Source organism: Flavobacterium panacagri, assembly GCF_030378165.1.
In the GTDB taxonomy this organism is placed as follows: Bacteria; Bacteroidota; Bacteroidia; order Flavobacteriales; family Flavobacteriaceae; genus Flavobacterium; species Flavobacterium panacagri.
This window is the reverse complement of the sequence record NZ_CP119766.1, coordinates 3724482-3744243: the sequence shown is the minus strand read 5'-3', so window position 1 is coordinate 3744243 and position 19762 is coordinate 3724482. Positions and strand designations below refer to the sequence as shown.

Sequence of the window (19762 nt, the reverse complement as noted above, 5' to 3'; positions counted from 1 at the left end):
CCATGAAAAAAATCATCTTATTATTTCTTTTTTGTTTACAGCTTCAGGCGCAGTCGTATCCTGAATTTAAACCACTGCGCTTTGACGAAAACTATGCGATTTTAAAACAGGACACAGTCAAAAAGAGCTGGTATAAAACGATGAAATATCTGCCTCTCTCCTCTTCTGGAAACACTTTTCTGAGTTTCGGAGGCGAAGTCAGATACCAATATTTCTATGCTAAAAATGAAAAATGGGGAGACGATCCACAAGATCCGGACGGCTACATTTTAAACCGTTTATTGCTTCATGCCGATTTTCATTCGAGTAAATATTTCAGAGCTTTTATTCAATTGCAAAGCAGTAATGCGAACGGAAGAATTGATCCAAGTCCGGTTGATAGCGATCCGCTTGAAGTGCATCAGGTTTTTATTGATGTGAATTTGATTTCAGAAAAAAGCAAACAATTGATTTTTAGAGCAGGAAGACAGGAATTGAGTTATGGTTCACAGCGTTTGGTTGCCGTTCGCGACGGCCCAAATAATAGGCAATCTTTTGATGCCGTAAAAGCTATTTTAGGACTCAATAATTATCGAGCCGATTTATTCTACAGTCATTATGTAGTGGCGCAAGATGGCATTTTTGATGATGAGTCGAACAAAAAAAGACAGTTTTGGGGAAGTTATTTTGTAATTAATAAAATTCCGGCACTCCAAAATATTGATTTGTATTATTTGGGATATTATAGAGAAAACGCTCATTTTGATGATGCCAGCGGAAAAGAAATGCGTCATTCTGTAGGAACCCGAATCTGGGGAAAATACGACGAATGGCGTTACGATGCTGAGGCACTTTACCAGTTTGGAAGTATTGAATCCAAAGACATAAAAGCCTGGACAGTTTCCTTAAACACTGGTTACCGATTTACTTCTATTGTTTTGCATCCTGAATTTGGTTTTAAAGTCGAATTGATTAGTGGTGATAAAACCAATGGAGACAATCAATTAAACACTTTTAATCCGCTATTTCCTAGAGGCGCTTATTTCGGATTGGCTTCGGTTATTGGGCCATCAAATTTGGTTGATTTTCATCCTTCAATAAGTTTTGAATTGTCCAAAAATATCGATTGGGTTATTGATTATGATATGTTTTGGAGATATAGCAATCAAGATGGAATTTATGGTCCTAATACGATTATGATTTATCCTGGAGATGCGACAACGGCTAAAGAAATTGGAAAACAGCTAGAAAGCGAGATTATTTATACTCCTAATCAGTATCTGTATTTTAGAGTGGAAGCAACTTGGTTTAAAGCTGGAGATTTTCTTAAAGTTGCAGGAACTGGAAAAAATATGTTTTTTACTGGTGTAACGGCACAGATTAAGTTTTAATATAAATCATTGACAATTTTTTAAACACATAGAAACATAGATTTACATTGTCTACAAAGGCGTTGCACTTGCATCAAAACACATAGCTATGTGTTAGAAACTAGTTTATTTCAATATTCCTTCGTAAGAAAATAATCCCGAAGCTTCGGGACTATGTTTCTATGTGTTTAAAGCTTTTTATTCAACTGATATAGGTTTAGTACTAATTAAAATATTAAATATGACAACAAGACGAAATTTCATAAAAATGGCTGGGTTAACAGGCGCGGCAGTATTAGCAAATCCCTCTCGAACCTTTTCAACTCCAATGAAAAATGAAAAAGTGGAATTAGAAACACCAAATAAATGGCTGGACGGGTCACGATTAGTGGTTTCTGTTTCTATGCAATTTGAAGCGGGAGGCCAGCCTCAAAATGCTGAAAGTCCGTTTCCGCAGAATATGCAGAAAGGATATAATGATTTTCCTGCCGAAACCTGGTACCAGTACGGTTATAAAGAAGGAATTCCAAGAATGCTGGACAATTGGGACAAACACGGCATAAAAGTGACTTCGCATATGGTGGGTTCGGCAGTTTTGCAAAATCCACAGCTGGCAAAAGAAATTGTACAACGTGGACATGAAGCAGCAGCACACGGAATGAACTGGAGTTCGCAATATGCTATGTCGTATGACGAAGAGAAAAAATTCATCAAAGCCGGAGTTGATGCTATAAAAAATGTTACAGGTTTTAATGCTGTTGGTTATAATGCAAACTGGCTTCGACGTGGTGAAAATACGTTGAAAATCCTTCAGGAATTAGGTTTTACCTATCATATAGACGATTTAAGTCGAGACGAACCTTTTATCATTCAAGTCAATAACAAAGATTTTACCGTTGTTCCGTACACTATTCGCTGTAATGATATTGTTTTAATTGAGGGCAAACACTTTTCTTCGGATCAATTCTTCAATCAAGTTAAGGCCGAATTCGATCAGCTGTATGCTGAAAGTGAATTCAAACGCAGACAGCTTTCAATCAGCTTTCATGATCGAATTGGAGGAACGCCACAAATGGTTAAAACTACTTCTGATTTATTGGAATATATCAAAAAACACAACGGTGTAACTTTTAAACGAAAAGATGAAATTGCTAAAATGACTTTAGAAGATAAAAATTCGATTCGGGAATAATTAATTTTTAGCAGGTTATGAAAAATGGTCTAAAAAGAAAAAAACTATCCTTTATAGATAGTTTTTTTTCTTTTTATTATTTTAAAAATCTATCGCCAACCCAATTCTGGAGCGATGTATTCTAATATAGAAGACAATATATGCACATTATAGTCAACCCCTAAAGTGTTAGGAATTGTAAGTAATAATGTGTCGGCTTCTTGAATTGCTTCATCTTCTGCCAGTTGTTTAATTAGTTTTTCTGGTTCTGCTGCGTAACCTCTTCCAAAGATGGCGCGTTTATCACTTTCGATATAACCAAAACTATCAGTCGCTTTGCCTTGATCTCCAAAATAAAATTTATCTTGATCGTTTACTAAAGCAAAAATCGAACGGCTTACTGAAACTCTAGCTTCGCGTTCATGTCCTGCTTTTTTCCAAGCTTCTTTATACAATCTGATTTGTTCTGCCTGCTGAATATGAAATGGTTTTCCATTTTCGTCAAACTTTAGGGTTGAACTTTGTAAGTGCATTCCGTTTTCGGCTGCCCAAATTGCAGTTGCATTAGATGCTGCTCCCCACCAAATACGCTCTCTCAATCCTTCAGAATGCGGTTCAAGACGTAGTAAACCTGGTGGATTTGGAAACATTGGATACGGATTTGGTTCTGCAAATCCTTCTCCACTCAGCTTATCCAAAAACTCTAAAGCTTTTTTACGTCCCATATCGGCATCGTTTTCTCCTGCCTCTGGTTCATAACCAAAAGAACGCCAGCCGTCAATTACTTGTTCAGGCGAACCTCTGCTGATTCCTAATTGTAATCGTCCTTCCGAAATGATATCCGCTGCACCAGCATCTTCGACCATATACAACGGATTTTCATACCGCATATCAATTACACCTGTTCCAATTTCTATTTTCTTTGTTTTGGCACCAATAGCCGAAAGCAAAGGAAATGGCGATGCGAGCTGCTGAGCAAAATGATGAACACGAAAATAAGCTCCATCTATACCAATTTCTTCTGCAGCAACAGCCAAATCAATAGATTGTAACAGTGTATCGCTAGCCGTACGAGCTTTATAGGAAGGATGATTGGCCCAATGTCCAAACGATAAAAATCCTATTTTTTTCATATAGCAATATTGTTATTTATAAACTCAAATATACGCAGCATTCTTGAGGGATCCAGCAATTTTATGATTAATAATAGAGATTTCATAAGTAAATAGTAATAAACAATATTTGCTAAATCAGATATGAATAAGAATTTTATTCACTTTCAATAATCACTTTTCGGTGTTTTATTCCCCACTCTGCTAAATCATTTATAATCGTCTTTAGTGTCAGACCATAATCAGTTAGTTGATAATGAATTGTTACCGGCTGCGTATCCAGAACAGTACGTTTAATAAGTTTATTAATCTCTAAATCTTTTAATTCTTTACTCAGCATTTTATTAGAAATACCGCTTACATCATTTAGAATATCAGAGAATCTTCTCTTATTATGATAGCAAATTGAGGAAATAATAGAGATTTTCCATTTTCCATTTAATATGTCCATTGTATCATGGACAGCCATAATTTCTTTTCTATGTTCAATTTGACATTCGTTACTCATAAGTTACTAGGTTTCTCAAACGTTACTGTTACTTTTAGTTACAAAGTAACAATAATAAACTTAGTTGAGCTAATTTTGTTCTCCTAATTTATAAAACACATTAAAATGAACTTCACAAACAAAAATGTTCTTATTACAGGAGGAACAACAGGAATTGGATTAGCAACTGCAAAAGAATTTATAAAAGCTGGAGCAAACGTATGGATTACTGGAAGAAATACTGAAAATCTGGAAAAAGCTTCAGCAGAAATTAATAGTTCTCAATTAAAAACTATCATTTCAGATACATCAAACTTAGCTGATCTTCCTATTCTAGAAAAAGCATTCACAGAAAACGGCACTCAACTCGATGTTCTTTTTCTGAATGCGGGAATAGCAACATTTAGTCCAATCGAACAAGTAACTGAAGCTGATTTTGACGCTCAATTTAATACCAACGTTAAAGGTCATTTTTTCACGCTCCAAAAACTGCTGCCTCATTTAGCCGAAGGTTCTTCCGTAATTTTCACTTCTTCTACTGTAGCAACAGCAAAAAACTTAGGAACCAGTGTATATTCGGCAACTAAAGGCGCTTTAAACAAAATTGCACAAATCGCAGCAAATGAATTGACTGGGAGAAAAATCCGTGTCAATATTGTTAGCCCTGGACCAGTTGAAACACCTGGATTACATAAAGCTGTCCCTGAAGAAGCAAAAGATTATCTTGCCAGCGCTACTGCCATGCAACGATTGGGTGATCCATCAGAAATTGCTAAAACGGTATTGTTTCTTGCTTCTGATAATGCAAGTTTTATAACTGGAACAGAATTATTGGTAGATGGTGGTTACATCAATTATGCTTTGAAATAAGATAATTTAAGAATAATTAACTTTAACAGAAAAGGAGTCTTTAACTCCTTTTCTGTTTTTATATAAACTAAAGCATTCCGAATCTATCTCTGTAGGTTTTCAGTTCTAAATCCATTTTATGCTGCAATTTCTCTAAGAGCATTATTTTATCTTTTAACAGCTGACATATAGAATAGTCAGTACTTTTAGTGCTAACATTTTCTTTAGCTCTCTTTTCAAAATACTGTTCGCTTTCAAACTGTATTATATTTTGCATGCTGACTTCCAGCACAGCCGCAATTTCCTGTAATTTCTTCAGACTTACTTTGCTTATTCCTTTTTCGATTTTACTATATCCTGCCTGCGTCATTCCTAATCTGTCGGCCACATATTCTTGGGTGTAGTTTTTTAGTTCTCTGATGTTTTTTATGCTATTATTTATATTTACTGCCATCTGTTTAAATTTTATAAATTGTACCTCATTAATTAAATTCATATCTATATACAAATGATAATTGCAAATAAATAATCAAAAATGAACCTTCGCAATAACAAATGTTAATCGTTTGGCGTGTTTTTTATTTTACTGGCATATTTTAAACGGCTTAAATGCACCGAGCTGATATTAAGATAAGATGCGATATGATATTGCGGAACCCGCTGCAGTAAAGTGGGAAACTGCGTATTCATCGTTTCATAACGTTCTAGCGGAGAATGCATATAGAATGCTTTAATTTTATCATTTAGAATGAAGAAATAATCTTCTGTAATAAGTCTTCCTAATTTTTCGCCATTTCTGAGCGTACTATATAAGGTTTGAAGCATTTCAAAAGTTACTTCTATAACTAAAGTGTCTTCTACAGCCTGTATGGAAAAACTCGAAGGAATGTTTTTTAAGAAACTTTCGTAATCAACACCAAAAGTACCTTCTAGACAAAAATGAAATGTTTTTTCTTCTCCTTTTTCATCAGCATAATAAATTCGAAGTAAACCTCCTGCTACAAAAAATATCTTGCCACATATTTCATTCTGATTTAAAAGCATGCTCTTTTTAGGAAAAAATGTACTTTTAAGCCTACTGTAACAATATTCCCATTCCGATTCATCGATTTCAACATAATTAGAAATCAATTTATGTATATTCTCTATTCCATTGTTTTTTAAATTTTCAAATTGTTTTCTCTTCATATTTCTAATTTTTGGCGTGTACATTATATGTTTAACTTTTGGATTTAATTCTTAGACAAAATTAAATCATTACCGAATCTTAATAAATTGAAAATTTAAAAGCTTTTGTTAAAGATTAGAAAGATAGCTTTTCATTTTATAACTCAAAAAAAAAGAAGAAAATTGCCCGCCAATATAGATATCTGGCTGATTTTAACAAAAAATGAGTTATATTTAATATATAGAAATAAAAATCATTAATTAAACAAAATCCACAACAATAAGGAAGAATTTTATAATTTCAATGTTAAACAAAATCAATATGAAACAACTGATTTTTTTACTGCTTTCCATTTTTGTTTCTTCTTGTTCCACTGTATTAAACAGTACAAAAATTGATTACTTAACAAGCAATTATTGCCAGCCAACCATCGAATATGATTATTCTAAATTAGAAATCCCCAAACAAAATTTCATTCAGCAGGATAGTATTTTAAACGCGAATCTATCTAAACACGATATCTTGATTAGCAATGCCATTGGTATTGAAGTTTATCTAACAGCATATCTTCAAATAAAAAAAGACACTTTAAAAAAATTGGTCTTAAAACAAAAAATCACGGATCGTTTAATACTTACCAGCATCGAAATAAATGCATTAGCCTCTGAATTGGACTGTAATGGCGAACGTATAAACAAACTAGCCGATTATGTTAACGGCTTAAATAATAAAAAAACTAAAAACCTTACTGTTGCTTCCGTAACTATAGGTGCTTTGACTACAGTAGCTGCCGTTTTAGTCAAAAACAATAATTCTAGTAATGCAGTTGCTGTGAGCGGCGGATTGTTAAGTGCGGGATTGGGAGCTTTGACTATTGCTCCAAAAGGAAAAAAAATAGAATTAAAATTACAACGAAACCTGCTGAGAAATATTTGGTACAATGATAACTCGAATGGAGCTTATCCTAACTCTATATGGATCATTATTAACGAAAAACAGTTTAGTAATTCTGGAAAAAATGATCTGCAGGAAAGTATAAAAAACAGATGGTTGCAATATAATTTTGATGGAAAAATAGATGCAAGAACACAAAAACTATTTTTTGATGACGGTGGTATTTATACTGCAGATGACTTATACACTAGGGCAAATATGCTCAATGAATTACAGGCCACTATTCGTTCTCTTGAACAGGATTTGAAAAGTTTATCGCTAAAACTGAATTCTTTATAATCTTAATTTAAAAACACCAATAGGTTTATTTGTCATTCTTTTCTGAAATGATAATTTTGTATCTAATCGAAAATTATATACAAGTAAAAAATGGACTTAAAGTTTAGTCATATCGATATTTTAGTAAAAGACCTTCAAACGGCCTGCGATTATTATTCAAAAATATTAAAGGCCGAAATTTCAAAAAAGTTTACTTGGCAAAGAGATGATCTTCATGTGACTTATGCTGTTGTAAAAATGGGACAAGAAAAATTCATGCTTGTACAGCCTTTTTCAGGAAATCTTAAAAATCTTTTGGACAGCAAAGGCGAGGGAACTATTTATCGCCATTGTTATTCAGCTCCAGATATCGAATTAGTTTATGACGAATTGATGGATGCTGGTTTACAGCCCGAAGATGAAAATGGAAATTCTTTATCGAAAGAAAAACTCAATTCTCCAAGTGGTGTGCGAATCATTTGGCTACCCAAACGTTTTGGAGAGTTTTCAATTGAAATATTGGAAGAATCAGGGCTTGAGGATTTTATGACCGAGGCGTTTGAAAAAAATTAGTGATCAGTGGTCAGATTTTAGTGGTCAGTCGAAGTCGAACGCTGTCAAAGTTTTAAACTTTGACAGCGTTGTATTTTTACAACCTGTACACCAAAAACCTGACCACTGACCACTGAAAACTTATTTCAAAGGATTCCCGCTTTGATCAAGAGAACCGGCTTTAATAACAATCATTTTATCCAGCTTAACATACTTTTTAATTGCATCATTAACCTGCTGTAAAGTGGCTTTTTCAATGTCTTTTGGATATTGGTCAATATAGTTTGGTTCTAAACCTCTTTCGATAAAACCTAAAATTGTTCTCGCCATGCCGCTTGTAGTAGACATTCCTACTTTAAAACTTCCGATTAAATTGGTTTTCTTGTTTTCCAGTTCTTCTGCTGTAATTCCGTCTTTTACCCATCTGTCCACCTGAACCATTGTCGCATCAAGCCCTTTTTGGAATAAATTCGGGTTGAAAGAAGCATTTACATACCAATAACCTCCCGTTTCAATATTTCCTCCTATTCCAGACGAAATGTTGTATGTTAATCCATCGTTGTCTCGGACTGTCTGCATCAAACGTCCAGCAAATCCAGCACCTAAAGTGTAATTCCCAATGTAAAATGGAATATAATCGGCATCGGCTCTTTTTAAACCTGTATATTGTCCAATGAATAATTCAGCACTTGGTTTTTCAGGAATTGTTACTACTTCTGTTTTTGAAGCTGCCTTTGAAGCTTCTTCAAATTTTAATTTTTCAGCAACTCCTCCGTTCCAATTTTTGAATGATTTTTTTAAGGAATTATTTAAGTTCGCTCCTTCTGTATCTCCCACAATTACCAGACGCATTGATGCAGTACCAAAATATTTTTTATGAAAAGCTTTCACTTCATCTAAAGTCGCTTTTTTAATATTTTCGATATTCTCTTCAACACTTAAACTGTAATTCGGATTGTTTTTTGGATAAATAGACTGAGACAAAGCAATATCTCCTCTTTCTCCGGGACTATTTAAACTCTGCTGCGTGTTTCCGATAAACTGCTGTTTTAAGTTTTCAAATTCTTTGGCATCAAATAATGGATTTCTAAGTTCTTCTGCCAATAATGTGATTACTTGATCCAAATCTTTTTTCAAACATTTAAAACCAATGTTGATTTTGAAAGAAGAAGCGCTTACATTCAAACTTACTCCTAGTTTCTGAAGTTTTTCTGAGAATTTGAATTTATCATTCAGCGTAGTTCCTTTTGAAAGCATTGAAGCCGTCAACGCAGGAATAATATCATTTTTAGTCTCGCTTGCATAATTTCCCAACGAAATACTCGCTGCAACAGTCACAAAATCTTTAGCAGAAGTTTTTACTGAAACCACATCAATTCCTGAAACTTTTTCTCTTTTATAAGCTGATGCTGTTTTTTCAAATGCACTTTCTGCTTTTGTAATTTCATCCAATGCATTATTTTCTGAAGAATCTTCTAAAGAATTGCATTCTGAGTGATTATCTTCATTTTCTGGATTTCTGTAATAAAAAGGGCCATTTTCTTCCACAAAATTATTTGCTTTGGCCAGGTCTTTATTCTGTGAGCCAGACTGTTTCGGAATAAAATAGCCTGTTGTGCTTTGGTCTTCCACCAAATATTTGTTAGCCACACGAAGCACATCAGCTGGAGTTACTTTCTTTAATCGGTCAATGCCTGTTATATAATCTGTCCAGTCTCCTGATGCAATAGCTTCGTTTAATTCTGATGCAATTACGCCAGATCCATCTCTTTTTAAAACAGTCTGAGCGCTGATTTTTGCTACAACACGATTCACTTCATCCTGAGTTACTCCTTCTTTTTGGATTTTAGCTACCACTTCGCTGATTTTAGCATCAATATCTTCGTGTTTTGAAGTGGTTGGAAATCCAACGCCAATAGTAAAAAGTCCAACTTCTTTAAAGTTGGTAGCACTGGCATAAGAATAATTTCCTAAACGAGTATCGACAAAAGTTTTATTCAAAATTGCAGATGGCCCATTTCCAATAATCTGAGCCAGAATATTCAATGCTGGCAGATCTTCATTTAGAGCACCTGGAATTTTATAGGCTTTGTTGACAACGCCCAACTCCCCAGGTTTTCTTACTACAATTTTACGTGCTCCGTATTGTTGAGGTTCTTCCGTGTAAGGCTGAGGCATTACGTGTGGTGCTTTGGTAATTTTTCCGAAATATTTTTCGATCAATTCAAAAACATTCTCTTTTCTAAAATCGCCGATAATAGTTAAAGTCGCATTATCAGGCCAGTAATACGTGTTATAAAAATTCTTTAAAACCTCAATCGACGCTTTTTCAATATCCGATTTCCATCCTATTGTGGAATGATGATAAGGATGTGCAATATAAGCCGATGCCCAGATTTCTTTGTCCAATAAACTGTTTGGGTTGTTTTCGCCTCTTTCAAATTCGTTTCTTACCACCGTCATTTCGGCTTCTTTGTCTTCTTTTAATAACAAAGAATTACGCATTCTATCAGCTTCAATCTTAAGTGCCAGCTCGATTTTATCACTTGGCAGTGTTTCATAATAGTTGGTACGGTCGTACCAGGTTGTGGCATTTATCTGCGCTCCATTATTTTGGAGAACATCAGGTATGCTGTTTTTATTCTTTTTATTAAAAGTTGGCGTTCCTTTAAACATTAAATGTTCTAAAAGATGCGTTGAGCCAGTGTTTCCCAACACCTCGTGCTTAGAACCAACGCGGTAGACAATCTGTACGGTTGCAACTGGAGAAGCATTGTCCTGTAACAGCAGCACACTCATGCCGTTTGGTTCGTACAAATATTCTTCAATCCCACCTAATTCTTTGATTTTCTTAAAATTAACCGATTTATTCTGCGCTGAAATCAAGGTGCAGAAAGCTAGTGAGCAATAGCCCAAAAAGATGTATTTTTTCATTTTTTGTTGATTGAAATTATTTGTATAAATATAAAACTATTCTTACTTTAAAGAATAGTTTTATATTGTAAAAAAAAACAGCATTAACTTACTTTTTTATAAAAATTTCTTTTAATCTAGAGTGAAGTGCTTCTTCTCTAAGGTTTTTGTCAATAATTTTACCTTCAGGGTCAATTAAATAGTTGGTAGGAACCATCTTTACACCATATAAAACAGCTGCTTCATTTTTCCATCCCTTTAGATCCGAAACGTGATTCCAAATTAAACCATCTTTTTCGATTGCTTTTTCCCAAAGGTCTTTTTTATCATCCAGAGAAACTCCCAATATATCAAGTCCTTTTTTATGATAAGTATTGTAAGCTTTAACCACATAAGGATTTTCTTTTCGGCAAGGCCCACACCAAGATGCCCAGAAATCTACCAAAACATACTTCCCTTTGTAGTCTGATAATTTTATAATTTTTCCGTTTACGTCTGTTTGAGAAAATTCAGGTGCTATCGCTCCAATCGCAGTTTTTTCAGCAATTTCAATTTCTTTTTTTACTTTTTTTCCATAAAAAGATTGTTGAATTTTCGGTGTCAAAAGAGCATAATATTCTTTTACTTTCTCAGGAGTTCCTAAAGTAACAACTCGTTCGTTAATAATTAAAGCTGCAGCCAATTTATCTTTGTGATCTACAATAAATTTTTCTGTCAACTGATTTCCTTGAGCTTGTAAATCATCCCAACGTTTGTCTAAGATAGTCTTTTGCTCAGGTGTTAATTTTACTTTCCCTTTTTGAGTTAAAGAATCTGCCATTTTGTAAACTGGAGCCGCCAAATCATTGACCTTTTTGAATTCGTTTTTATAATAGGATTTATAAATAGAATCTTGTTTGGCTCCCGAAAATTTGGCTTCCTGAATAGAATCTTTTTTAGCTTCAAAAGTAATCGTTTCGTTATCTAGTAAAAAACGTGTTCCAAACTCTGCTCCTTTTAGTTTTATCACATACAACAAAGGTTCGTCTACTTTACCTTTAAAAGTAAAACTGCCATTGGTTATGGTTGAAGAATCGGTTATTTTCTTTTCACCATCGGTAAATTCAAGATAAACCATTCCATCTTTTACATCTGCAAATTTTCCGTTTATGGTATAACCTTCTTCTTTCTTAGAGCAGGAAGTTATGGTGCTTATCAGCGTTAAAGCCAATAAACCCGATTTTAAAATTGTATTTCTCATAATATTTTTTTTGATTTTATGATCAATTTGTTACAATAAACTATCAAGCAGTTTTACCAATTTTTCATCTGAAGGTCTTGGTGCATTTTGGTTTACAATATTGCCTTTTGGATCAAGTAAAATAAAACGTGGAATTCCTTTAATATAATAACGATCTGAAAATTCTACAGGAGAATTGCCACCTGCCCAAAGCTGCACGCCGCCCATCTTTTTTTCAACAATCATTGCTCTCCACTTTTCTAATTCTTTTTCTCGGTCGATAGAAATACTAACAAATGTGATATTTTTTCCTTTATACTTCTCTTCTATTTCATTCAAAAATGGAACTTCATTTAAACACGGATGACACCAAGTTGCCCAAACGTCTATATAAACATATTTGCCTCGAAGGTCTTTTAAAGAAGTTGTTCCGCCTGCATAATTTAAGTAATTGTTGAATTCCGGAGATGCCATGCCGGGAGCCAGTTCTTTTAAGATTTTTTTCTGTTCTTCATACATCGGCTGCATGCTTTCTTTCAATTTGGATACATCTTCCACTTGTTTAGCTGAAAATGCTGGATCAATTTTCCCCTTGTTCTTCTCCACCAAATCAATTATTGTTTTTTTGTAAGCATCTATCTGTCTGTTATACTCTTTTTCTTCAAGACTTAAAAAATCACTATATGGAAATTCTCCGATCAAAGCATTGTTAAGCGAATCCTTTAAGTATAATATGGAGTTTTCGATACTTCCCTTTCCTTCAAATTTTAGTGATTTAGCTTCATTTACAAACTTAACTTTCAAGTCCGATCCGTTTTTAAGATATACCACATTTCCTTTTGCATAGTAAAGACTGTAATAACCCGGCTGATCTAACTTTACAGTTTCTTTAAAAGTACCATCACTATTAATTTTTACTGTTATGTTTTTATTCTCTTTTCTATTCAATAGTTTTAATTCTTTTCCTTCTATAGGCTTAGAAATTTTTCCTGAAACTACTGCATAGTCTGCATTTTTAGTCTGAGCATTCACTGAAATGAATGGTAAAGCCAATAGAACAAGTATTTGTTTCAAATTTGTTTTCATTGTTTGATTTTTTTGTTAAAATGTTAAAGTATAATTGATGTTGAAATTTTAAAATAAGGTAATAGTTTAGTGTACCTGATAGGTTTTAACAACCTATCAGATAAACACTAAGCATTAAAAAAAATGAATACTAATTCCGATTCAAGGGTAATGGATATCTAATATCCTGGGTTCTTTTCTAACAATTTATTACCAATCATTGCTTTCAAAGGAATTGGAAGTATAAATTGATTTACAGACTTTAAAGAAGGTTTTTCAGTAAATGCAGAGACATCTCCTAAAGCATGATAACGAATTAAATCGTACCAGCATTCTCCGTTTTCGAAGAACAGTTCTAAGAGTTTTTCTTCTCGTATGTCTTTTAACAGTTGTTCTTTAGTAGTAAATACTTTAGCCGTTGCGCCAGAACGAGCTCTTATATTATTTAATTTAGTAAGTGCTAAACTCGAATCACCATTACTACGTACTATGGCTTCTGCATAGATTAAATACATTTCTGCCATTCTAAGGTAGTAATTGGTGTTTCCAACTCCCGTATTTTCACTTGAATTAAAAGGATATTTACCTTGTTTGTTCGTACCTTTAGTGTTCGCAGAATAAGCAAATAAAAATCTGGAATCATACCCAGATCCATTTCCAGTTAAATTTCCTGCTCCGGCTACCTGCGCATCTGCCACTTTATCTAAAATAGTACTATAAGTCGTTCTGTTGATTTGATTCATAGAAACATCTTTCTCAGTAGTATTAAGATTGGTATAAGGTGCAAAAATCACTTCTTTTGAATTGTAAGTATTTGTGAAAATTGCAGCATAAGTGGTTTCTAGTCCATAATTTTCAGTGTTATTGATTACCTCAAGTGCCAGAGTTGCAGCTCCTGTATAATCTTTACTAGTCAGCTTTACCTTTGCAAGCAATGCTTTTGCAGCCAAACTTCCTCCATAATAATGTTTTACGTTTTTAGGGCCGTTTGTTATTGCATATTCTAAATCCTGAATAATTAAATTATAGGTTTCCTGAACTGTATTTCTTTTTTGAGCCTCTACATCTCGGGAAAATTTAGTTCTTACTACTACTCCATAATTAGAACTTAAATCATAAAACTGTCCAAAATTTCTAAGCAGATTAAAATAAGCCAGCGCTCTGTTAAATTTTGATTGGGCAATCATTTGTAATTTGCTTGGTTCGTCAATTCCTACTGCACTGCCGTTTTCTAATTTTTCAATTACAATATTAGCCTGATTGATTATCGCATAGTAATTATTGTAAACTGAAGAAAGATAATCATTGTCAGGATCAACCTGATTCAGATTCATGCCTGTAGAACCAGATATGGCGCCAGTAATAAAGCCTTCATTTCCTTCTGCTGCCAAATGAATCGGTAAAAATCCTGTGTTATATTCTCTCCATTGTTTATACACACCATTTAAAGCATTTTGTGCAGACTCTTTATCCCTGATGACATTTTCATCTGTCAATTGGTTGATTGGTTTTACTTCATCAATACTACAGCTTGCGATAGAAAGAGAGCAGATACACAGATATATAAACTTAATATGTTTTATTTTTTTCATAATAGCTAAATTAAAATTGCAGATTAAACCCAACCGAAATTGCTTTTGCAAGCGGATATGGATCATTATTTCTAGTTCTTCCTGTGATTGACGGAAGTCCGCTTTCTCCATAAGATTCAGGGTCGCTTCCTGGCCATTTGGTTAATGTCCATAAGTTGGTTCCGCTGACGAAAACATTACCACTGCTTAAATGAAGATTATCTATAATTTGTTTTGGTAATTGATAGGTTAACTGAATACTTTTCAGTCTCAAATAAGAGGTACTATACATTTGTCTGTCAGAAGATCTTGAGTTTCCTGATGGATCCTGATAAGTTGGTTTTGCGAATCTGGCATCTGTATTTGTTGGGCTCCATGTATTGTTGCCGTATTCTGCCACCACATTCTGTCCTAAATAATTGCCTCCTTGAAACAACAGCATATCCCAATAAGCCTGAGCGCCAACAGAATATTGAAATAAAGAACTTAACGATAAACCTTTATAGGTCAGCACATTTGAAAATCCTCCGAAATAATCTGGTTGCATTGTTCCAATAACAGTTCTGTCTAGTGACGTAATTTTACCATCTCCGTTAATGTCTTCGAACATATAATCACCAACACTTAAAGAAGCTCTGCTGTATACACCATCTGGTGCTCCAGCATTTAGCTTGTTTAATTCCTCCTGAGTCTGAATTATTTTAACCACTTTGTATCCTGTTAAAGTTCCTACAGGTTTTCCTACGGTGTAATTATCCGCAATGTTGCTACTTATGGTAGCGCTGTTTAATTTTTCTAAAATGTTTCTGTTCAAAGACCAATTGATATTAAAACTCCATAGAAAATCTTGTGTTTTAATAATATCTGCACCTAATGAAATTTCTATTCCTTTGTTTGAAACATCCATTAAATTAGAATAATATTGCGAAGGACCTAACTCCAACGGAACAGGTGTTTGCGCCAAAGCTCCGGTAGTATTCCTGTTGTAATAATCGAAACTTCCTTTGATTCTGTCTTTTATAATTGCAAAATCTAAACCTAAATTATATTCTTTGGTAGTCTCCCATCCAATATTTTGGTTCGGTAATGTGCTTGATGCTACTACCGCTGTACTGCCTGCATATAAGTTAGAAGAACTGGTGCTGAAAAACTGCAGATAAGAAAAATTAGCAACATTGGTAGATCCAACTTTACCAATACTACCGCGCAATTGCAGTTTATTAATATAATCATTGTCTGCTAAGAAATTTTCTTTGGCTAAATTCCAAGTTCCAGAAACAGATGGGAAATAACCCCTTTTATTGTCTGGCCCAAATTTAGAAGATGCATCTGTTCTAAAGTTAACCGTAACATTGTATTTGTCTTTGTAATTATAAGTCAAACGAGAAAACAAAGAGTTAATTCCTGATTCAACAGTCTGATCAGAATAAGAAGTTACTCTTTCTGCTGAACTTGCATTGATTAACACTTCATCATCCGGGAAACCTGAATACGCATTTCTTTTATCTCTGTATTTCGTTCTGTCCCAAGAATAACCAACTAAAAAACCAAAATTATTGTCTTTAATTTTAAAATCGTAATTAGCCGTTAAATTGGTGGTAAGGTTACTGTTTACGTTTTCTAGATCAGTTAAAGTTGATTTGTTTGCGTAACCGAAATTAACCATCGTACTTTTTGGAGAAAAAATAGAATTCTGGTTGATAAACAAAGCCGAATTTACATCTGCTTTAAGCGTTAAATTTGAAATTGGTGTCACTTCGATATAGGAATTACCAATAAAATTATATGAATTTCGGATGTTTTTATTATTTAGTGTCTGCAACGGGTTTGGTGTAAAAGTCTCAAAGCCATAGGTGTAATCTGACCACGGAATTAAATTTCCTTGCGCATCCAAATAAGGCTGATCTGGCCTTGCCTGAACCGCTGCTGTATTTACTCCAGCATTTGTTCTTGTAGAAGTTTCTCCAGATTTCGATCTATTATAACCTCCATTCATAGTTCCTCCTACTTTTACATACTTAGAAAGTTTTGAGTCTATATGAAATCTGGTGTTGTATTGATTATAATTATCATTAACAATCAAACCTTCCTGATCTATAGCAGATAATCCGAAGATATAATTGGTCATGTCTGAACCTCCAGAAAAATTAATATTAGCCTGTTGGGTTAGTGCCATATCTCGAAAAACTTTATCATTCCAATTGATATCTTCTTTACCAAACGCATTTTCATTTAAACCTAAATATGTTGGCGGATTTTTGGAGAAATCCATATTAGCAAAATTCAGCATCCCCATATCATAAGGCGACATTGTAGAACTGGAAAGAATCCTGTTATAAAAACTCTTGTATTCAGCTGTGTTTAAACTGCGTACGGTATTTATTGGTGTCGCAAAAAAAGTACTGTAATTAACATTGGTGACCGGCTTTCCTTTTTTTCCTTTTTTAGAAGTTACAATGATAACTCCATTTGCTCCTCTGGAACCATAGATTGAAGTTGCCGCTGCATCTTTAAGAATGTTGATACTTTCAATATCATTAGGATTTAAGGTCAATAACGGATTGCTTCCTCCATCATAAGTGCCTGGCATTCCATCTACATTAAAAGGAACTCCATCAATAACATATAACGGCTGATTTAAACTTCCTGACAAAGGAGAAGTAATTCCTCGAATGTTGATCATAACAGGAGAACCCGGACGACCCGAATTTTGAGAAACCTGAACCCCTTTTATTAATCCGCCCAATGCACGGTCAAAACCTGCTACGCCGTTTGACTGTTGTACAAAATCGGTCATTTTTACAGAAGAAACTGCACCTGTGACATTAGTACTTTTTTGTTGTCCATAACCAATTAATACAATTTCATCCAGCTTACTCACACTTGGTTTCAAGCTTACATCGATAATAGTTTTATTTCCTACAGTGATTTTTTGAGTTTCAAAACCCATAAAATAAAACATTAAAACGGTTTGTTCATTGGGAACACTAATAGAGTACTTTCCATCAAAATCGGTTACTACTAGCGTAGTTGTTCGGGCTGCATTCATTTCAGAAATTACATTAACACCCGACAATGGTACTCCGTTGTTATCTGTAACTCTTCCTTTAATTTCTATAGCTGCAGTTTTCTGTCCCGCATTTACTGGGACTTCTTTAATAATTATAGTATTATTCCCAGCAACTTCATATTTGAAATTGCCTGTAGAAAGGCTTTTTTCCAACAGCGTATTGACACTTATGGTTCCTTTTTCAAGCTCAATCTTAGGAAGATTATCAAACATGTCAGAACGATAGACAAATCTGTATTTGGTCTGTTTTTTAATGATCTCGAAAATTTGATCAACGGTTGCTTTTTGGTCATTCTTTATTACAATTTTCACATTTTGGGACAAAAGTTCCAATGGTGTAAAGCTGAAAAGTGCCAGAGAAAGAAAAAGAATAATGGTTCGCATAATTAAAGTTGAAATGCTTTTTCTGGTAGAGAAAACAGCTTTAATAATTTTAATTTTCATAATTTTGGTTTTGGTTTATCAGTTAATCTTGAATTAATTATAAGTCCTATCACGGGAAAAGATGGTTTGTACTTCGACCCACTAACCACTTTTCCCTTTTTTTATTAACTTATAATTTCCTTACTTACTTAAAAATTACAGTCTTTTGGTTTATTTCATACGCGATATTGTTTGTGTTGCTAATAATATTTAGAATTTCTTCTATTTTTTGATCTTTATCTAATATTCCATTAAAGGTTCTGTTTTCTACAGCTTTGTTTTTAAACACGGTTTTAATATCGTACCATCTTTCCAATACTTTCATGATTTCTTTTAAAGGCATTTCCTGAAAACTGAAAGTTCCGTCTTTCCACGATACTTCATTAAAAACATCTACTGCTGCAACTCGAATACGGTTATTTTCTAATACCGATTGATATCCTGGTTTTAGAATAGTATTATCAAAAGATCCTGATAAATTTACTTTACCTTCTACAAGTGTTGTAAAAATTGCTGGAGTATCTTGATATGCTTTAATATTAAACTCAGTTCCTAAAACTTCAACATTCTGGTTTTTGGTTACCACATTAAAATGAGAACCTTTATGCGCTGTACTTGGCGAAACATCAAAATAAACTTCTCCATACACCAGTTCAACCTGGCGTGGCTCTCCATCCACAAAACTTACAGGAAATTTGAGTTTAGATTCTGAGTTTAACCATACTTTGGTACCATCTGCCAATTTGATGAAAAACTGTCCTCCTCTTGGAATGGTCAAATAATTATAAGCTATCGCAGTTTTAGCGGTTTCATTATTGTAAATAATTTCTGTACCGTTACTGTGAACTCCTTTTGAACTGTACTGCGAACCTTTTCCAAGTGCTACCTGCTGGCCATTTGCTAAAACTAAAATAGCTTTGTCTGTTCCCGGTTTGATAACTGGCTGCGTTAACACTACTTTTGTCGGCTGCTTTTCGTTTACATCGTTTTTATAAAAATAAATCGTGGAAACAAATACTATAACAGCTGCCACTGCCGCATATCTCCAAATAGGAAGTTTTCTAACTGGAACTTCAATTTTATCCTGAAGGGCTTCCCAGTCTTCTTTTTTATTAATCTGCTGCAATAATACCGATCGTTTTTTCAAAAGTTCTTTATCAGTAAGATGCTCCAATATATATTGTTTATCTGAATCTGTAAAAAGATCGGAGTCTTTCAGCGCTTCTGGTTTCTCACGCTTTAAAATGGAGGAAGCGGTTTGACTGGAAATTTTAAGTATTTTCTCGAAAATTGACATCTTAGTAATAGTTATATATTGCTAAGACGATAAAAAGAAAAAGAGGGGTGAAAAAAAAGTTTATTTTTTTTCGCCACGAATTCACGGATTTTCTCTAATTATTCTTTGCCTTTTATTTCTCTGATTTATTGCCAAAGTATAACTCGATTAATCTACGTATCGTTTATAAAAAATAATTCGTGAATTCGTGGCTGTTTTTTTCGCCACGAATTCACGGATTTTCTCTAATATATTCTTTGCCTTTTATTTCTCTGATTTATTGCCAAAGTATAATTCGATTAATTTGCAGCAAAAACTACATATA

At 33.9% G+C, this 19762-nt stretch carries 15 protein-coding genes; 5 read left to right on the top strand and 10 right to left on the bottom strand.

What is annotated here, in order from left to right; translation table 11 throughout:
* Positions 1-2: 2 nt before the first annotated feature.
* Both P2W65_RS16410 and P2W65_RS16405 read left to right on the top strand, forming a co-directional pair.
* A complete protein-coding gene (locus P2W65_RS16410; RefSeq protein WP_289659168.1) occupies positions 3-1370 on the top strand; it encodes an alginate export family protein in 1368 nt (455 codons plus the stop codon).
* Between the two features lie 220 nt (positions 1371-1590).
* Complete coding sequence (locus P2W65_RS16405; RefSeq protein ID WP_289659166.1) at positions 1591-2541, top strand: polysaccharide deacetylase family protein; 951 nt, start codon at positions 1591-1593, stop codon at positions 2539-2541.
* Positions 2542-2630: 89 nt separating this feature from the next.
* On the opposite strand, the gene P2W65_RS16400 is transcribed toward P2W65_RS16405, so the two are convergent.
* Positions 2631-3653, bottom strand: a complete 1023-nt coding sequence (locus P2W65_RS16400; RefSeq protein WP_289659164.1) for an LLM class flavin-dependent oxidoreductase — start codon at positions 3651-3653, stop codon at positions 2631-2633.
* Between the two features lie 136 nt (positions 3654-3789).
* Positions 3790-4140, bottom strand: a complete 351-nt coding sequence (locus P2W65_RS16395) for a winged helix-turn-helix transcriptional regulator (RefSeq protein WP_289659162.1) — start codon at positions 4138-4140, stop codon at positions 3790-3792.
* Positions 4141-4245: 105 nt separating this feature from the next.
* Between P2W65_RS16395 and P2W65_RS16390 the strand changes: the two genes are divergently transcribed.
* Positions 4246-4989 carry an SDR family oxidoreductase gene (locus P2W65_RS16390; RefSeq protein ID WP_289659160.1) on the top strand — a complete coding sequence of 248 codons (744 nt, stop codon included), beginning with the start codon at positions 4246-4248 and terminating at the stop codon, positions 4987-4989.
* 67 nt (positions 4990-5056) lie between these two features.
* Here P2W65_RS16390 and P2W65_RS16385 read toward each other — a convergent pair whose 3' ends face one another.
* Together P2W65_RS16385 and P2W65_RS16380 are read right to left on the bottom strand one after the other, a co-directional pair.
* A complete protein-coding gene (locus P2W65_RS16385; RefSeq protein ID WP_289659158.1) occupies positions 5057-5422 on the bottom strand; it encodes a helix-turn-helix transcriptional regulator in 366 nt (121 codons plus the stop codon).
* 104 nt (positions 5423-5526) lie between these two features.
* Complete coding sequence (locus P2W65_RS16380) at positions 5527-6156, bottom strand: Crp/Fnr family transcriptional regulator (RefSeq protein WP_289659156.1); 630 nt, start codon at positions 6154-6156, stop codon at positions 5527-5529.
* A gap of 301 nt (positions 6157-6457) precedes the next feature.
* Between P2W65_RS16380 and P2W65_RS16375 the strand changes: the two genes are divergently transcribed.
* Both P2W65_RS16375 and P2W65_RS16370 read left to right on the top strand, forming a co-directional pair.
* On the top strand, positions 6458-7369 hold the full coding sequence (locus P2W65_RS16375) for a hypothetical protein (RefSeq protein ID WP_289659154.1): 912 nt from the start codon (positions 6458-6460) through the stop codon (positions 7367-7369).
* 90 nt (positions 7370-7459) lie between these two features.
* Positions 7460-7921, top strand: coding sequence for a VOC family protein (locus P2W65_RS16370; protein ID WP_289659152.1), 462 nt, complete (start codon positions 7460-7462; stop codon positions 7919-7921).
* Positions 7922-8041: 120 nt separating this feature from the next.
* Here P2W65_RS16370 and P2W65_RS16365 read toward each other — a convergent pair whose 3' ends face one another.
* The 6 genes from P2W65_RS16365 to P2W65_RS16340 form a co-directional block, all read right to left on the bottom strand.
* Positions 8042-10834 carry a M16 family metallopeptidase gene (locus P2W65_RS16365; protein WP_289659150.1) on the bottom strand — a complete coding sequence of 931 codons (2793 nt, stop codon included), beginning with the start codon at positions 10832-10834 and terminating at the stop codon, positions 8042-8044.
* An 88-nt stretch (positions 10835-10922) separates the two neighbouring features.
* Positions 10923-12053, bottom strand: coding sequence for a TlpA disulfide reductase family protein (locus P2W65_RS16360; RefSeq protein ID WP_289659148.1), 1131 nt, complete (start codon positions 12051-12053; stop codon positions 10923-10925).
* 30 nt (positions 12054-12083) lie between these two features.
* On the bottom strand, positions 12084-13118 hold the full coding sequence (locus tag P2W65_RS16355) for a TlpA family protein disulfide reductase (RefSeq protein WP_289659146.1): 1035 nt from the start codon (positions 13116-13118) through the stop codon (positions 12084-12086).
* A 158-nt stretch (positions 13119-13276) separates the two neighbouring features.
* Positions 13277-14689 (bottom strand): RagB/SusD family nutrient uptake outer membrane protein, encoded by a 1413-nt coding sequence (locus tag P2W65_RS16350; protein ID WP_289659144.1) that lies wholly within the window; start codon positions 14687-14689, stop codon positions 13277-13279.
* A gap of 10 nt (positions 14690-14699) precedes the next feature.
* On the bottom strand, positions 14700-18182 hold the full coding sequence (locus P2W65_RS16345) for a SusC/RagA family TonB-linked outer membrane protein (RefSeq protein ID WP_289659142.1): 3483 nt from the start codon (positions 18180-18182) through the stop codon (positions 14700-14702).
* A 124-nt stretch (positions 18183-18306) separates the two neighbouring features.
* The gene (locus P2W65_RS16340) at positions 18307-19458 is read right to left on the bottom strand and encodes a FecR family protein (RefSeq protein ID WP_289659140.1); all 1152 of its coding nucleotides are present in this window, start codon (positions 19456-19458) and stop codon (positions 18307-18309) included.
* Positions 19459-19762: the final 304 nt, after the last annotated feature.

Bases quoted from the DNA above. Each gene is read 5' to 3' on its own strand.
- P2W65_RS16410 (WP_289659168.1), top strand. From the start codon at position 3: ATGAAAAAAATCATCTTATTATTTCTTTTTTGTTTACAGCTTCAGGCG.
- P2W65_RS16405 (WP_289659166.1), top strand. From the start codon at position 1,591: ATGACAACAAGACGAAATTTCATAAAAATGGCTGGGTTAACAGGCGCG.
- P2W65_RS16400 (WP_289659164.1), bottom strand. From the start codon at position 3,653: ATGAAAAAAATAGGATTTTTATCGTTTGGACATTGGGCCAATCATCCT.
- P2W65_RS16395 (WP_289659162.1), bottom strand. From the start codon at position 4,140: ATGAGTAACGAATGTCAAATTGAACATAGAAAAGAAATTATGGCTGTC.
- P2W65_RS16390 (WP_289659160.1), top strand. From the start codon at position 4,246: ATGAACTTCACAAACAAAAATGTTCTTATTACAGGAGGAACAACAGGA.
- P2W65_RS16385 (WP_289659158.1), bottom strand. From the start codon at position 5,422: ATGGCAGTAAATATAAATAATAGCATAAAAAACATCAGAGAACTAAAA.
- P2W65_RS16380 (WP_289659156.1), bottom strand. From the start codon at position 6,156: ATGAAGAGAAAACAATTTGAAAATTTAAAAAACAATGGAATAGAGAAT.
- P2W65_RS16375 (WP_289659154.1), top strand. From the start codon at position 6,458: ATGAAACAACTGATTTTTTTACTGCTTTCCATTTTTGTTTCTTCTTGT.
- P2W65_RS16370 (WP_289659152.1), top strand. From the start codon at position 7,460: ATGGACTTAAAGTTTAGTCATATCGATATTTTAGTAAAAGACCTTCAA.
- P2W65_RS16365 (WP_289659150.1), bottom strand. From the start codon at position 10,834: ATGAAAAAATACATCTTTTTGGGCTATTGCTCACTAGCTTTCTGCACC.
- P2W65_RS16360 (WP_289659148.1), bottom strand. From the start codon at position 12,053: ATGAGAAATACAATTTTAAAATCGGGTTTATTGGCTTTAACGCTGATA.
- P2W65_RS16355 (WP_289659146.1), bottom strand. From the start codon at position 13,118: ATGAAAACAAATTTGAAACAAATACTTGTTCTATTGGCTTTACCATTC.
- P2W65_RS16350 (WP_289659144.1), bottom strand. From the start codon at position 14,689: ATGAAAAAAATAAAACATATTAAGTTTATATATCTGTGTATCTGCTCT.
- P2W65_RS16345 (WP_289659142.1), bottom strand. From the start codon at position 18,182: ATGAAAATTAAAATTATTAAAGCTGTTTTCTCTACCAGAAAAAGCATT.
- P2W65_RS16340 (WP_289659140.1), bottom strand. From the start codon at position 19,458: ATGTCAATTTTCGAGAAAATACTTAAAATTTCCAGTCAAACCGCTTCC.